At 63.6% G+C, this 14,866-nt stretch carries 14 protein-coding genes; 11 read left to right on the forward strand and 3 right to left on the reverse strand.

Annotated elements, in window-relative coordinates; genetic code table 11:
- Positions 1 to 89 precede the first annotated feature (89 nt).
- Positions 90 to 1,295, forward strand: a complete 1,206-nt coding sequence (locus tag D8Y22_RS09945; protein WP_141464562.1) for a methionine adenosyltransferase — start codon at positions 90 to 92, stop codon at positions 1,293 to 1,295.
- Positions 1,296 to 1,381: 86 nt separating this feature from the next.
- Here D8Y22_RS09945 and D8Y22_RS09950 read toward each other — a convergent pair whose 3' ends face one another.
- Positions 1,382 to 2,074, reverse strand: a complete 693-nt coding sequence (locus D8Y22_RS09950; protein WP_141464563.1) for a DUF4336 domain-containing protein — start codon at positions 2,072 to 2,074, stop codon at positions 1,382 to 1,384.
- 133 nt (positions 2,075 to 2,207) lie between these two features.
- The gene (locus tag D8Y22_RS09955; RefSeq protein WP_141464564.1) at positions 2,208 to 3,590 is read right to left on the reverse strand and encodes a methyl-accepting chemotaxis protein; all 1,383 of its coding nucleotides are present in this window, start codon (positions 3,588 to 3,590) and stop codon (positions 2,208 to 2,210) included.
- A gap of 159 nt (positions 3,591 to 3,749) precedes the next feature.
- On the opposite strand from D8Y22_RS09955, the gene D8Y22_RS09960 reads away from it, so the two are divergent.
- Both D8Y22_RS09960 and D8Y22_RS09965 read left to right on the forward strand, forming a co-directional pair.
- Positions 3,750 to 4,928 (forward strand): tRNA sulfurtransferase, encoded by a 1,179-nt coding sequence (locus D8Y22_RS09960; RefSeq protein WP_141464565.1) that lies wholly within the window; start codon positions 3,750 to 3,752, stop codon positions 4,926 to 4,928.
- A 90-nt stretch (positions 4,929 to 5,018) separates the two neighbouring features.
- Positions 5,019 to 5,636 carry a DUF5804 family protein gene (locus D8Y22_RS09965; protein ID WP_141464566.1) on the forward strand — a complete coding sequence of 206 codons (618 nt, stop codon included), beginning with the start codon at positions 5,019 to 5,021 and terminating at the stop codon, positions 5,634 to 5,636.
- Positions 5,637 to 5,644: 8 nt separating this feature from the next.
- On the opposite strand, the gene D8Y22_RS09970 is transcribed toward D8Y22_RS09965, so the two are convergent.
- The gene (locus D8Y22_RS09970) at positions 5,645 to 5,845 is read right to left on the reverse strand and encodes a hypothetical protein (RefSeq protein WP_141464567.1); all 201 of its coding nucleotides are present in this window, start codon (positions 5,843 to 5,845) and stop codon (positions 5,645 to 5,647) included.
- Between the two features lie 97 nt (positions 5,846 to 5,942).
- Here D8Y22_RS09970 and D8Y22_RS09975 point away from each other — a divergent pair, with 97 nt between their 5' ends.
- The 8 genes from D8Y22_RS09975 to rpsJ all read left to right on the forward strand — a co-directional run bounded on the left by D8Y22_RS09975 (position 5,943) and on the right by rpsJ (position 14,832).
- A complete protein-coding gene (locus tag D8Y22_RS09975; protein ID WP_141464568.1) occupies positions 5,943 to 7,421 on the forward strand; it encodes an LVIVD repeat-containing protein in 1,479 nt (492 codons plus the stop codon).
- Positions 7,422 to 7,506: 85 nt separating this feature from the next.
- On the forward strand, positions 7,507 to 7,872 hold the full coding sequence (locus D8Y22_RS09980; RefSeq protein WP_141464569.1) for a NifU family protein: 366 nt from the start codon (positions 7,507 to 7,509) through the stop codon (positions 7,870 to 7,872).
- A gap of 139 nt (positions 7,873 to 8,011) precedes the next feature.
- Positions 8,012 to 8,563, forward strand: a complete 552-nt coding sequence (locus D8Y22_RS09985; RefSeq protein ID WP_141464570.1) for an amino acid-binding protein — start codon at positions 8,012 to 8,014, stop codon at positions 8,561 to 8,563.
- Positions 8,560 to 9,507 (forward strand): homoserine dehydrogenase, encoded by a 948-nt coding sequence (locus D8Y22_RS09990; protein WP_141464571.1) that lies wholly within the window; start codon positions 8,560 to 8,562, stop codon positions 9,505 to 9,507. Before D8Y22_RS09985 ends, D8Y22_RS09990 begins: the two co-directional genes overlap by 4 nt.
- A gap of 66 nt (positions 9,508 to 9,573) precedes the next feature.
- Positions 9,574 to 11,298, forward strand: coding sequence for a sensor histidine kinase (locus D8Y22_RS09995; RefSeq protein WP_141464572.1), 1,725 nt, complete (start codon positions 9,574 to 9,576; stop codon positions 11,296 to 11,298).
- Between the two features lie 88 nt (positions 11,299 to 11,386).
- Positions 11,387 to 13,072, forward strand: a complete 1,686-nt coding sequence (locus D8Y22_RS10000; RefSeq protein WP_141464573.1) for a histidine kinase N-terminal 7TM domain-containing protein — start codon at positions 11,387 to 11,389, stop codon at positions 13,070 to 13,072.
- Positions 13,073 to 13,260: 188 nt separating this feature from the next.
- Entirely contained in the window at positions 13,261 to 14,523 is a 1,263-nt protein-coding gene (gene tuf / locus D8Y22_RS10005; protein WP_141464574.1) for a translation elongation factor EF-1 subunit alpha, read from the forward strand.
- Positions 14,524 to 14,832, forward strand: a complete 309-nt coding sequence (rpsJ, locus tag D8Y22_RS10010; protein ID WP_006090080.1) for a 30S ribosomal protein S10 — start codon at positions 14,524 to 14,526, stop codon at positions 14,830 to 14,832.
- Positions 14,833 to 14,866 lie beyond the last annotated feature (34 nt).

Consider the following 14,866-nt stretch of genomic DNA (forward strand, 5'->3'; position numbering starts at 1 on the left):
CAGACGACGGCAGCGTAATTACTCCTGTGTATTTTCTTGGCAAATTTGTTTCCGCAAGTTATAGAACCTCGAGTCGTCTATAGCCGCCAATGAGCGAACGGAATATCCGGGTCGAGCCGATCGATCGGCAAGCAGTCGAAGATCAAGAGGTCGAAATCGTCGAGCGAAAGGGGATCGGACATCCGGACTCGATCAGCGACGGGGTCGCGGAGGCCGTCGCCGGCGCGCTGGCGAGGGAGTACCTCGACCGCGTCGGCGAAGTATTGCACTTCAACACCGACGAGACGCAGCTGGTGGCGGGCGAAGCCGCGCCCGCGTTCGGCGGCGGCGAGGTCGTCGATCCCATCTATCTCCTGATCGTCGGTCGCGCGACCAAACACTACGAGGGCCAGACGATCCCGGCCGAAACGATCGCGTTGCGGGCTGCCCGCGAGTACTTAGAGGAGACGATTCCACAGCTCGCCTACGGCGAGGACATCGTCGTCGACGTCAAACTCGGTGAGGGCAGTGGCGACTTACAGGAGGTCTTCGGCGAAGACGAAGTCTCCGTTCCGATGGCCAACGACACGAGTTTCGGGGTCGGTCACGCACCCCTGACCGAGACCGAGCGGATCGTCCTCGAGGCCGAGCGACGACTCAACGGCGAGTTCGCGGCGGAGAATCCGTATCTTGGCCCCGACGTGAAGATCATGGGCAAACGAGAGGGCGATGCGATCGACGTCACCGTGGCGGCGGCGATGATCGACGAACACATCGCGGACCTGGACGCCTACGCCGACGCCGTCGACGCGGTCCAGGAGTTCGTCGCCGATGTCGCGAGCGAACACACCGACCGTGCGGTCACCGTCCACGTCAACACGGCTGACGACTACGAGGAGGGGTCGATCTACCTCACCGTCACCGGTACCTCCGCCGAACAGGGCGACGACGGCTCCGTCGGCCGCGGCAACCGCGCGAACGGACTTATCACTCCCAACCGATCGATGTCGATGGAAGCCACCAGCGGCAAGAACCCCGTCAACCACATCGGGAAGATCTACAACCTGCTCTCGACCGAGATCGCCGAAGAGGTTGTCCGGGAAGTCGACGGCATTCGTGACCTGCGCGTGCGACTGCTCAGCCAGATCGGCCGGCCGATCGATCAGCCCCACGTCGCCGACGTCCACGTCGTGACCGACGACGGCGTCGCACTCAGCGACGTCGAAGACGAGGTCGGGGCGATCGTCGACGCCGAACTCGCGAACGTCACGGAGATCACCCGGCGCGTGATCGACGGCGAGCTATCGACGTTCTGATACGTCTGTTGTACCGGTAACGACGGACAGCAGTCCGTACGAGAGCCGATACACTCCATCTGGGGGACGGCCGTGTTTTGGGTCGATCACGAATCGCTCGCCAGCAGCCACTCGAAGCCCTCGAGCAGCGCTTCTTTCCCGCCCGATTCGATGATCTCGCCGTGGCCCGGTACGACGCGATCGAACTCCCAGGCGAGGACGTCGCGGATGGCCCGCCGAAACGACCGCTCGTTCGCGATCGTATAGCGGAACTCGATCGGCGGGCCGATTCGTTTGTACACCCGTAACCCGCGCGCGACGAGTCGCGTTTGCAGCGGACTGGATGGGCCGATGTGAAACCCGATATCGCCGAGAATAACTGTTCGACTCCGCCGATGAAAGTAGGCAAGTTCGGTGATCCAGCGGTGACCGGCGACCACGACGTGGTCGATATCGGGGGCCCACCGCGGATCGGGTATATCTCCCACCTGTTGGTCGAACACCAGATCTGGTCTGCGCGCCTCGAGACCGGGTGCGGCGAGCAGTTCGGCGTCGGGGTAGGCGGCTCTGTACTGCTCCATGTACATGTGTCCGTGGAGCTTGCTCGCCGGCGCGACGAACCGAACCTCGCCGAGATCGGCGAGTGCCGATTTCAATGCTGGAGTCAGTTGTGCCGGCGACTGGACGAAGAGTCCGCCACTCGAGAGCTCGATGACGGACATGATACGGCCGATTTCGACGCCGAAAAACGCCAGTGGCTCCGCGAAAACCCAGAAGCGATCGCCGAGCCGGGTGAGCATCGATATCCGTCCACACGAGACACGAGGGTATATAACTGCGGTCGAACCCGGCCCGGACGGGACGTACTGGTCGCAAGCCACAGATCGGCAGATACTGCGTTCGGCGCTCGATCCCTCGACGATCCGAATGCGGTCACTCGAACGTCGTTTCTGTCTCCGAGAGCTGTTCGACGCTCGAGCGGACGGCGGCGACGCTGTCGCGTTGTTCCCGCGTGGCCTCGGCGATCGTCTCGAGGTCGTCTTGCAGGGCGGCCATCTCGTCGACGGCGGAATCGACGGTCGCGGCGATTTCCTCGCTGCCACTTGCCTGATCGTCGATCGCCGTCGCGACTTCGTCGACGCCGGTCGCGACGTCGGCGACGGCCGTCGAGATGTCGTCGAGTCGCGCCAGGGCGTTTTCGACTCGGTCGACGCCCTCGTCGATCCGATCGGTCGTCGTCTCGAGGCTGTCTGCGGTCGTCCCGATTTCGGATTGGATCTCCTCGATCGTCGATTCGATGCGCCCGGCCTGTTCCTGGGTGTCTTCGGCGAGGGATTTCACTTCGCTGGCGACGACCGAGAAACCGGCCCCGTCTTCCCCGGCCTGTGCGGCTTCGATCTGTGCATTGAGCGCGAGAATGTTGGTCTGTCTGGCGATGTCGTTGATGACGTCGACGATCGCCTCGATTTCGTCGACGCTGTCGTGGAGCGTTGCCATGTCATCCGAGACCGCTTGGGCGGCCTCGGAGACCTCGGTCATCGTGTCGATGGCGTCGCTTGCGGAATCGGCACCGTCTTCAACCAGTTCGGCGGCGTCGTCGCTACTCTCTCTGACGGTTTCCGTCGTCGAAGCGATCTCTTCGATCGTCGCACTCTGGTTCGAGACCTCCGTCGCGACCGTCTCCATTCGCTCGGTCTGATCGACACCGCGGTCGCGAACCTCGGTGATCGTCTCCGTGATCGATTCCGACGATGCCTCGAGCGCTTCGACTTCGGCTCTGACGCGTTCGGAGACCGTCTCCTGAAGGTTCTCGTAGGCCTGTTGCTGTTGGACAAACTCGGTGACGTCCGGCGTCACCTCGAACGCGCCGACCGGATCGCCGTTTGGGTCGCGCAACGGGACGGCGTAGACCTGGTGGTAGTAGTCCGTCGTCGGAATCGTTCGTGTATCGTCCTCACTGATCGCCTCGTTCCGTCTGATGACCGTCTCGGCGAGCGTTTCGTCTTCGCCTTCGGTGCCTAAAAACTCGTAGGCGTTCATCCCGAGAACCTCTTCCGGTGCGGTTCCGTTGATCCGCTCGATCGCCCGATTCCAGTTCGTTATTTCGCCGTCTTCGGCGACCGCGAACGCTCCCTCCGGGAAGGCGGCGACCAATTGTGCGAACATCGAATGCCAGAAATCCCGCTCCTCGCGGAGCCGCTCGCGCTCGTCGAGCCCCTCGGTCTCGAGCGAATCGAGATACTGCTCGAGGAGTGCGGATTCACCTTGACTATCGGTAACAGATCCCACATGATTGTCGCGTATCGTTTCGCTCATTATGCAGGAAACCAGACGCAGCACATATAATCTCATTGGCCAGTTCGATATCGCACGATTCGGCGGTAGCTCTCGTCCGTCATCCTCTCCCAGCGTCCCGAACGGCATGGCCGGCGGTCCTCGTAACCCCCTTATAGCCACAGCCATCTATCACAGCACATGCATCCGCCAGGGGCCGACACCGTCCTCGTCCGCCACGGGGATATCAACACCAAGAGCAACGTCGTCAAGCGTCGGATGGTCGAGTTGCTCGTCGACAATCTCGCGGCCCTTCTCGAGGACCGATCGATCGGCGGCGACGTCGAGCACCGGTGGAACCGACCGTTGATTCACACGACTGAAGACGACATCGCCCCAGCGACCGCGGCCGCGACCGACGCCTTCGGCGTCGTCTCTGCGAGTGCCTGTCGTACCGTCAGCACCGAGAAAGCACGGATTCTCGAGACTCTCGTCGAAATTGCGGACGAGTGTTACGATGGCGGGACGTTCGCCGTCGACGCTCGGCGGGCCGACAAGACCCTTCCCTACGACAGCGAGGATCTGGCACGTGAGGCTGGGACGGCAATCTGGGAGACCGTCGAAGACGAGTTCGACCCCGAAGTGGATCTCGACGACCCCGATCTCATCTTCGGCGTCGAAGTCCGCGAGGACGCCGCATACGTTTACCTCGAGTCAGCTCCTGGCCCCGGTGGACTCCCGCTTGCCTCTCAGGAACGGGTCGTCGCGCTGGTCAGTGGCGGCATCGACTCGCCGGTCGCAGCCTATGAGATGATGCGACGCGGGAGTCCGATCGTGCCAGCCTACGTCGACCTCGGGGCGTACGGCGGGATCGATCACGAGGCGCGAGCGATGGAGACGGTCCGAACCCTCTCGCGATACGCGCCCAACCAGGAGCTGCCCGTCTACAAGGTCCCCGGCGGCGAGGCAGTCGACCTCCTGGTTCGGGAGATGGAACAGGGACGGATGCTCTCGCTGCGACGGTTCTTCTACCGGATCGGCGAAGTGCTTGCCCACCGCGTCGACGCCCACGCCATCGTCACCGGCGAAGCCGTCGGCCAGAAATCCAGCCAGACCATGCAAAACCTCGGGGTCACCAGTCGCGCGACGGATCTGCCGATCCACCGGCCGCTGTTGACCCGGGACAAACAGGACATCGTCGCGCAGGCCCGCGAGATCGACACCTTCACCCAGTCGACGATCAACGCCGGCTGCAACCGCGTCGCACCCGACCGCGTCGAGACCAACGCCCGCCACGGGGTGTTGCTCGAGCACGAACCCGACGGTCTCCTCGAGCGCGCCGAGGAGGCGGCGCGAAACGCGGAACTGGTCGATCCGTAACTGCCAGGGTCGAACGCCGCTGGCGGGCGATCGCCACTCGCGCCCGAGAGACGAAACCGACATTACGAACTTCCGCCACAGTGGCACATAGTGACCCGCGTCTGTCTCATCGGCGACGACGACTGCAATCTGCAGTACGAACTCCTCTCCCGGGAGACCTCCCGGGACGCGCTCGCGACCTACGACCTCGAGCGCCCCTTCGCGAACTCGCTTGCGGTTCGGACCGTCAGCATCGGCGCGGCCATCTCGCTGTTGAACGACCTCCAGTGGTATCTCACCCGCTTCGTCGAGGAGGCGCTCGTCCTCGAGCCGAGCATCAGCGACGACGAATGGCTGTCGCGGCCGCTGGCCGAACGGCTTCGAAACGGGGACGCAGACCCCGCCGAGACGCGTGAGTTCTACAAGGTCTACGGTCTCGAGCGCGAGTCCGGCGAGTCGGACGGGACGAGTGGCGACTCGAAAGCGGCTGCGGCCGAAGCTAATTCGAGAGCCGCCGGGGACGACGACTCGAGTCCTCCGACGGACGAGGAGCCAGCACAGCCGGGGGACGACGGCGGACAGACACAGCCGGCAGCGGGTCGACCGCGGCTCGTCGAACCACTGTACGTTCGGCGGACGGGCGGCGAGTTGCCGGCCTACGATCTCCGCGATGTCTCGGAGACACTCGTGGTTCGGGTGACCGAATCCGAGTACGCGTCGGCGCCATAGCGGCTCAGTTACTCTCGGACCACCCGTAAGACGGCCGCGACGACAGCGACCAGCAGCGCGATCGTGAGCCCGGAGACCAGTCCCAGACCGACGGCCGCTATCAGCGTATGCCCGGTCAGCAGTAAGCCGACGATGTTGAGCACCACGAGTATCCCGCCGAACATGTACCACTCGATCGCCGTCCGCGGAATGATCGCGTCCCCTGCCATGGGTTTCAGTTCGCGTGCCCCGGATGAAAAGCCCCGCTGTTCCGTCGGCACTGGGGTCGGCCGACAGTATATGTAACTGGTCGGCGTACCTGACGGTATGCAACGGCGATCCCTGCTTCGTACCGCCGGCTGTGCCCTCTCGGTTTCGGCGATCGCGCGACCGGATGTCTCGTGGCGACAGGGCGACACGGACGGGGACGCGTACGAGCCCCTCGGCCGGGTCGACGTCGATGGGGCCGCCGAGGCGGTCGTCGGCGACGACGGCGACACGGCGTATCTCGCCACGACGACCGGCTTCGCGACCGTCGACGTGAGCGACCCCGCCGATCCCGCGGTCCTCGCGACCGAACGACGCCTCGAGGTCGCGGACGTACCGCTGATGGAGATTCTCGATGTCACAGTCGACGGCGACCGACTCGTCGTCCCCGGACCGGCCAACCAGGGCCCCGACTCGATCTTTCACGGCTTCTTCTGCTTCGACGTGAGCGATCCCAGCGAGCCCGCCCTCATCGGCGACCCCTACGAAACCGGCTACCACATCCACAACTGCTATCTCGACGGCGAAACGCTGTACGTGGTTCGAAACGAACTGACCGAAAACACGCTCGAGGTGTTCGACGTCGGCGACGGCGTCGAGCAGATCGGGTCGTGGTCCCTGCTCGAGCACGAACCCGGCTGGGCAGATATCGACTGGCTCGCGCGCTATCTCCACGATGTCTACGTCCACGACGATGTCGCCTACCTCGCCCACTGGAATCCCGGCACCTACCTGCTCGACGTGAGCGATCCCAGCGAGCCCGAGTACATGTCGCACGTGCGCGAGACCGACCTCGAGACCCAGCGCGAACGCGACGACGACGAGGCCCAGTTCGGGCTGCCGGGCAACGACCACTACGCGGCGGTCGACGAGACCGGTGACCTGCTCGCCGTCGGGCGCGAGGCCTGGGCGACCGGTGGCGACGAGCCCGACCGACCGGGCGGGATCGACCTCTACGACGTGAGCGATCCGGATGACCCCGAACACCGGGCGACGATCGACGCCCCGCGGGCGATCGACGAGAGCTACGCGGGCGGCCTCTGGACGACCGCACACAACTTCGAACTCCGGGACGGGGAACTCTACTCCTCGTGGTACCGCGGCGGCGTCGCGATCCACGACGTGAGCGATCCCGCGGAGCCGGTCGAACGCGCGCGCTGGCTCGAGCCCGAGACGGCGGGCTTCTGGACCGCTCGCGTCGCAGATCCGGGGTCGGTGTTCGTCGCCAGCAGCACGCCCGTGATTCCCAACTCCCCGACGGAAGGCGCCCTCTATACGGTCCCGATCGAGGCCGGCGAGCAAGCCGATCCGCCGTCGTTGACCGACCCCGACGACCTCGAGGTACCGGACGGCGTCGCCAGCGAACCGAACGCGACCGACGACGGCGACGCGACCGAGGCGTCCAGTCAAGCGTCGGACGACCCATCCACGGCCGACGCCGCCTCGAGCGACGATCCGATGGCCGGATTTACCGCGACCGGGGCGGCCGTCGCCGGTGGGGTCGTCGGCCTCGAGTGGCTACGTCGCCGGCGACAGTAGTGAAACCAGGAGTCTTTCGTGGTCGTTCCTGACGAATTCGGCTGTGTGACACAACCTATACCCCGCTCGAGCCCCAAGAGAGGGTATGTCCGAATCCGACGCCGATCGATCGCTCCAAGAGCGCGTCGAGATGTGGCTCGCTCGTGAGATGCCGATCATTCAGATGCACGGCGGGACGAGCGCCGTCCGCGAGGCTGATCCGGAGACCGGCGAGGTCGTCATCGAACTGGGCGGCGGCTGCAAGGGCTGCTCCGTCAGCGATGTCACGACGGGGAACATCGAGGCCGAACTCATCACCTGGTCCGAGATCGAGGAAGTTACCATCCGCGTTCCCGACCCCCGTGAAAGCCTGGGTGGCCCCGAACAGGCCGAGTCGATAATGGGCGTCGACCGAACCGAAGGTGGCCGCGGTGACTGGGGATCGTCCAATCCCGGGAAAGACCACCTCTAACCAGTCGCTGCGGTCTCGTCTACGCGTCCGGGGTGACCACGGTGACGGACAGTTTTGGGAACGCCTATATGCGTGTGCCCGCCAACCTTGTTCGTAACGATGACGACGTGTAGACGCCCACGACAACGGGGTGACGGCGATGGGTGAGGACGGCAACGACGCCGAGACCGACGGCGGCGTACGCGCGTACACCGTCCGTCTCGAGCTCGTCGACGAACCCGGCGAGTTGCTGCGCGCGCTCGCCCCGATTGCCGACAACGGCGGAAATCTGCTGAGTATCCATCACGAACGAGGGAACATGACGCCGCGTGGCCACATTCCTGTCGAGGTCGATATCGAGTGTCCACCGGACCGTTTCGACGGGATCGTCGACGCGTTGCGAGACGCCGGCGTCAACGTTATCCAGGCCGGTGCCGAACACTACGGCGAGGAGATCAACGTCTTACTCATCGGTCACTTGGTCGAGCAAGATCTCTCCGAGACGCTCTCGAGGATCGAATCGGAGGCCCACTCGGCCGTTCGGGACCTCTCGCTCGCAGCGCCGGACGGCACCGAGGACGTCTCGAGCGCTCGGATCCGACTCGCGATCGACTCGGGCAAAACCGACGCCGCAGTGGCGTCGATTCGATCGATCGGCTCGGCGAAAGACCTCACCGTCGTCGAACCCTTGCAGGGGGGTGAGGGCGCGTGAAACTCGCTATCCTGGGTGCCGGTGCGGTCGGGCGCTCGGTCGCCGACCTCGCCGCGGACTACGGCCACACCGTGGTCGCGATCGCCGACTCGAGCACTGCGACCGTCGATCCCGGCGGCATCGACATCGACGCCACCCTCGAGCGCAAGGCGGGCGACGACGGCGTCGGCACGGCCGATCCCGACGAGATCTTCGAGACCGACTACGACGTCCTCGTCGAGGCGACGCCGACGACGCTCGGTGATGCCGAACCCGGCTTTTCACACACGAAACGCGCACTCGAGTCCGACCGCCACGTCGTGTTGGCGAACAAGGGGCCCGTCGCCGAACGGTACGAAGACATCCGCGCGCTCGAAGCCGAGAGCGCGGGTTCGATCCGATTCGAAGCGACCGTCGGTGGTGCTATTCCCGTACTGTCGACGATCGAGGATAGCACGCCCCAGGCCGTAACGGCCGTTCGTGGCGTTCTCAACGGGACGGCAAATTTCATCCTCACACGCATGGCTGCCGAGGGGCTGGACTACGAACACGTCCTTGCCGAGGCACAGGATCTGGGCGTCGCCGAAGCCGATCCGACGTTCGACGTCGACGGCACCGACGCTGCGCTCAAGTTCGTCATCCTCGCGAACGTCCTCGCCGACGGTGGCTTCGCCCTCGAGGATGCGACGGTCGAGGGGATCCAGAACGTGCCCGGAAGCGCGCTCGATTTGGCCGCCGAAGACGGCCGCACGATTCGGCTCATCGGCGAGGCGACCCGCGATGGCGTCCGAGTCGGACCGCGACTCGTCCCCGAAAACGGCCCGCTGGCTGTCACGGGGACGCGCAACATCGTCCAGATCGAGACCCGGAACGCCGGCTCGTTGCACTCGAGCGGGCGCGGTGCCGGTGGTCCGGAAACGGCCACGGCCGTGCTCTCGGACGTCGGACGCCTCCCGTTGCTGTAGGCGGGCCGAACTGTGAGGCGTCCGATACGTATTTAACGGCTCCGCTGCACCATTTCGCCGGGTGCAATGGTTTCCACAGTGGTATTTCTGGCCGTCGCATACGTTTGCTGTGGACTACTGCCACTCGCGCTCGTCCCCTCCGTTCGGAACGCGGGTCCGAAACCTGGAAAGATCGGCGTTCTCGTGACGCTTCTCGGGCTGGCGATCTGGTCGATCGCGGTCGGATTGTTGCTGCTGGAAACCGATTCGACTCGATACCGGCTCTTCGGGACGTTGTTTGGCGCCGGCGGGCAGCTCGCTGCTGTCGGCTACTTCTTGTTGGCAACCGAGTACACTGGGGCCCTGGTGGTGACGCGACGAACGGGATACGTGTTCGGTACCGCGATCGGACTATCCGCGGCGTTGTCACTCAGCGATCCGTACCACCACCTCGTCTGGGAGGGGACGACGACGCCACCGATGAACGAAGTGACACTCGGTCCGGCTGGTATCCTCATCGTTCTCGCGACGGTCGGTATCGCCATCTCCGCGTTGTTGTTGCTCGTCGCCGATGTCGTCACTGCAAGCGGCATTCGCCGGCGACAAAGCTTTGTGCTCGTACTCGCTGGCATACCGACGATCGCCGGCTACTTCGTCGATTTTGCGTTGTTATCTAGTTCCGAACTCACACTGCTTCCGATCGGCTTCGCCGGAAGTGCCTTCGCGTACGCGTGGGCGATCTTCCAGAAGGACTTTCTCGACATCGTCCCGATCGGCCGAAAACGTATCGTCGAGGAAATGACCGACGCCGCCGTCGTTCTCGATGCCGACGACCGCGTCGTCGAGTGTAACCCCGCAGCCCGCCGCATCGTCGACATCGGTCCGGAGTACACCGGGCTCTCCGTCCAGCAGTTTTTCAGTTCCGTCCCGGCCGCCGTCGACCGACTCGCTGACGACAGCGGTGTCGATACCGAACTCGCCGCCACGATCGACGGCGACCGGCGCCACTTTCATCTCACCGTGTCACGCCTCGACGACGCCTCGTCGGTTCCTGCGGGCCGTCTGGTCGTTCTCCGCGATATCACGGCGTTGAAACGACGCGAGCGAACGCTCAAGCGACGGGAGTCCGAACTCGAGTTTCTTCGACAAATCCTGACGCGCGTTCTCAGACACAACATTCGAAACGATCTAACGGCTGTACGGGGCTATGCGGACCTGATCGCGACGGAAGCCAAGCAGGAACACGCCGATTTAGCCGAGACGATCGTCGAAACGAGCGATAATCTCCTCGAAACGAGCCGCAAAGCCCGGATCATCGAAGAGGTGATCGACCAAGACCCGGTCACGCAGAAACTCGATCTCACCGCACGTCTCACCGACCTCGTCATCGACTACCGGAGCACGTACGATCGTGCGACGATCTCGCTGACAGCACCCGACAGCTGTCCGGTCGAGGCCGATCCGTGGCTCGAGCACACGTTCGATGTCCTGCTGGAGAACGCCCTCGAACACGCCGGAGACGAACCGACCGTCGACGTGACCGTCGATCGAGGCGACGACGAAACGACGGTGACGATCGCCGACGACGGCCCCGGAATTCCGCCGGCGGAACTCGCCGTCCTCGAACAGGGCGAGGAAACGCCACTCGAGCACACCAGCGGCGTCGGGCTCTGGATCGTCCACTGGGTCGTCGATCGCTCTGGGGCATCGATCACGTTCGATACCGGATCGGCGGGTACTCGAGTGTCGATACGCATCCCGACATCCCCGCGCTCGATGGCGGCCAGTTCGAAATCTGTTCCGGGCCACTAACTGTTCCGAACGCCGGTAGCGCTGTCTTTTCAAGCCCAAGAATGGAATAAACTATATCTCACGAGTGGCTGGTGGGTAACTATAACCGATGGTCTCTGTGACATCGCTGCTTGCGCTTGCGTATCTCGCGTGCGGCCTCGTTCCTTTTGCACTCGTCAGCTCGGTTCGGCGTCACTCGAAGAAGCCAGGCAGTACCGGGCTACTCGTCGCGCTGATCGGTCTTTCTATCTGGTCTGTCGCGTACGGGTTGGCAATCACGTCGTCGGCCTACAGTACCGTGTTGGCCCTCGGATCGCTCGTTCTGTTCGGCGGGCAACTCGCCGCGATCGGATATCTGTTTCTCGCGATCGAATACACGGAGACGGCTCGACTTTCGACACGGCTGGTCAACGCCGCAGCCGTGAGTGTCCTCGCCGTCCAACTGCTCTCGTTGACCGACCCGATTCACGGCCGTCTCTGGGGGCCGACGGCCAGACCGATCCTCGATATCGGTTCGGCCGAGCCGCTGGCAACCGTCCTCGTCGTCTCGACGCTCGCCGTCGCCGCCGTCGCCGCGTTGTTGCTGCTGGCCGATGTCATCACCGGCCCTCGAGCGCGACGCAATCAAAGTCTCGCGCTCGTCGCCGCCGGCGTCCCGACGCTCGTGATTACGGTCATCGATGTCTACGTGATCGATGCGACCGTCTTCTCGTTGCTCCCGTTCGGTGTCGGTATAAGCGTCTTTGCGATCGCCTGGGCGCTGTTTCGGGCGAACCTCCTCAAGACCGTCCCGGTCGGCCACCGCCGCATCGTCGAGGAGATGGACGACGCCGCCGTCGTGCTCGATGCACAGGATCGCGTCGTCGACTGCAACCCCGCCGCTCGCCACCTGATCGGCGTCGACGGCGACTACGCTGGCACACCCGTCGACGAATTCTTCGACACCGTCCCCGACGCAATCGAGCGATTTCGCGACACTCGTGGCGTCGACACCGAAGTCACCATCCCAACAGACGGCGAACGACGGGACTTCCACCTCACGATCTCGCCACTCGAAGACGGTCGCCCCGCCGACGCTACCGGTCGACTGATCGTTCTCCGCGATATTACGCCCCTCAAAGAACGGGAGCGAGCGCTCGAACAACGCGAATCCGAACTCGAGTTCGTCAGCCAGTTGCTGACGCGCGTGCTCAGACACAACCTTCGTAACGACCTCTCGCTCGTCCGCGGGTACGCCGCGATGATCGCCAACGAGGGAAACCCGACAGTCGCACCGATGGCAGCCGAAATCGTCGAGACAAGCGACGAACTGTTGGCGACGAGTCGCAACGCCAGGACGATCCAACGAATTATCGATCGCGAGGGGTGTGCCGAGCAACTGGATCTCGCCGATCATCTCGAAGAACTCGTCGGCCTCTACCGAACCGACGAGATACCCGCAACCATTTCGCTATCGATTCCCGACCAGTGTGCGATCGAAACCGATCCGGAACTGGAGTACGCGTTCGATATCCTCCTCGAGACGACACTCGAACACGCCGATCCACAGGCGACGATCGAGGTCGCCCTCGAGCGGACGGACGAGCACGCGACCGTCACCGTGATCGACGAGGGTGCTTGCCTCCCCCAGACGGAACTGGCAGTCGTTGCCCAATCGGACCAACAACTGTTCGAACAGACGAACGAAATCGGCCTCTGGATCGTCCACTGGATCGTCGAGCGATCCACGGCGTCGATGGCTATCGAGACCGGCCGTAATCGGAACCTGGTATCGATCCACGTGCCCCGATCGTAACGACGCTCCGCCAACGTACGTACCGGCGTTGGTCCACCGTACCGGCGTCCGGCAAACGTCCCTTCGCGTGTGAATGCTCAGCAAACCGCAAGAAGGCGACGGGTTCGGTAGAATACGCTTTCGAAATGGTTTTAACCGCAACGAGCAAACAAGACCGATATAAGCGCCTCTGCGCGTGAGCTACAACAATGAGCGAACAACACCAGAACCTGGCCATCATCGGCCACGTTGACCACGGGAAGAGTACGCTCGTGGGACGACTCCTCTACGAGACGGGGAGCGTACCAGAGCACGTCATCGAACAGCACCGCGAAGAAGCCGAAGAGAAGGGCAAAGGCGGCTTCGAATTCGCCTACGTGATGGACAACCTCGCCGAAGAGCGAGAGCGTGGCGTCACCATCGACATCGCCCACCAGGAGTTCTCGACCGACGAGTACGACTTCACCATCGTCGACTGTCCTGGCCACCGCGACTTCGTCAAGAACATGATCACTGGCGCGAGCCAGGCCGACAACGCGGTCCTCGTCGTCGCCGCCGACGACGGTGTCGCACCCCAGACCCAGGAGCACGTCTTCCTGGCCCGCACCCTCGGTATCGACGAACTCATCATCGGCATCAACAAGATGGACGTCGTCGACTACAAGGAAGACACCTACAACGATGTCGTCGAAGAAGTGACCCAGCTGCTCAAGCAGGTCCAGTTCGACACCGACGACGCTTCGTTCATCCCGATCTCGGCGTTCGAAGGCGACAACATCGCCGAGGCCTCCGACAACACGCCGTGGTACGACGGCGAAATCCTCCTCGAGGCACTCAACGCCCTGCCGGAGCCGGAGCCACCGACGGACGCCTCGCTCCGCCTTCCGATCCAGGACGTGTACACCATCTCGGGTATCGGTACCGTCCCAGTCGGACGTATCGAGACCGGTGTCATGAACGTCGGCGACGATGTCGTCTTCCAGCCGTCCGACGTCGGCGGCGAGGTCAAGACGATCGAGATGCACCACGAGGAAGTACCAAAGGCCGAACCCGGTGACAACGTCGGATTCAACGTCCGAGGCATCGGTAAGGACGACATCCGCCGTGGTGACGTCTGTGGCCCAGCCGACGACCCACCAAAGGTCGCCGAGACCTTCCAGGCACAGGTCGTCGTCATGCAGCACCCATCCGTGATCACGGCCGGCTACACGCCGGTCTTCCACGCCCACACCTCGCAGGTCGCGTGTACGATCGAGTCCATCGACAAGAAGATGGACCCCTCGAGCGGCGAGGTCGCCGAGGAGAACCCCGACTTCATCCAGTCGGGTGACGCTGCTGTGGTCACCATCCGGCCACAGAAACCCCTCAGCATCGAGCCATCCAGCGAGATCCCAGAACTCGGGAGCTTCGCCATCCGCGACATGGGTCAGACCATCGCGGCCGGCAAGGTCCTCGAAGTCAACGAGAAATAAATGCAGCAGGCACGCGTTCGACTCGCGGGCACGAGTCCAGAAGACTTAGACGATATCTGTGACGATGTCCGCGAGATTGCGAACAATACCGGCGTCAACCTCAGCGGTCCGATCCCGCTGCCGACCAAGACCCTCGAGGTGCCGACCCGGAAATCGCCTGATGGCGAAGGCACCGCGACGTGGGAGCACTGGGAGATGCGCGTCCACAAGCGCCTGATCGATCTGGACGCCGACGAACGCGCACTCCGACAGCTCATGCGCATTCAGGTGCCAAACGACGTTTCGATCGAGATCGTCCTCGAAGACTGAGCTCGATCGGCTGATTTGCAGTCATTTCCTTCGT

Source organism: Salinadaptatus halalkaliphilus (genome assembly GCF_006543045.1).
Taxonomy (GTDB): domain Archaea; phylum Halobacteriota; class Halobacteria; order Halobacteriales; family Natrialbaceae; genus Salinadaptatus; species Salinadaptatus halalkaliphilus.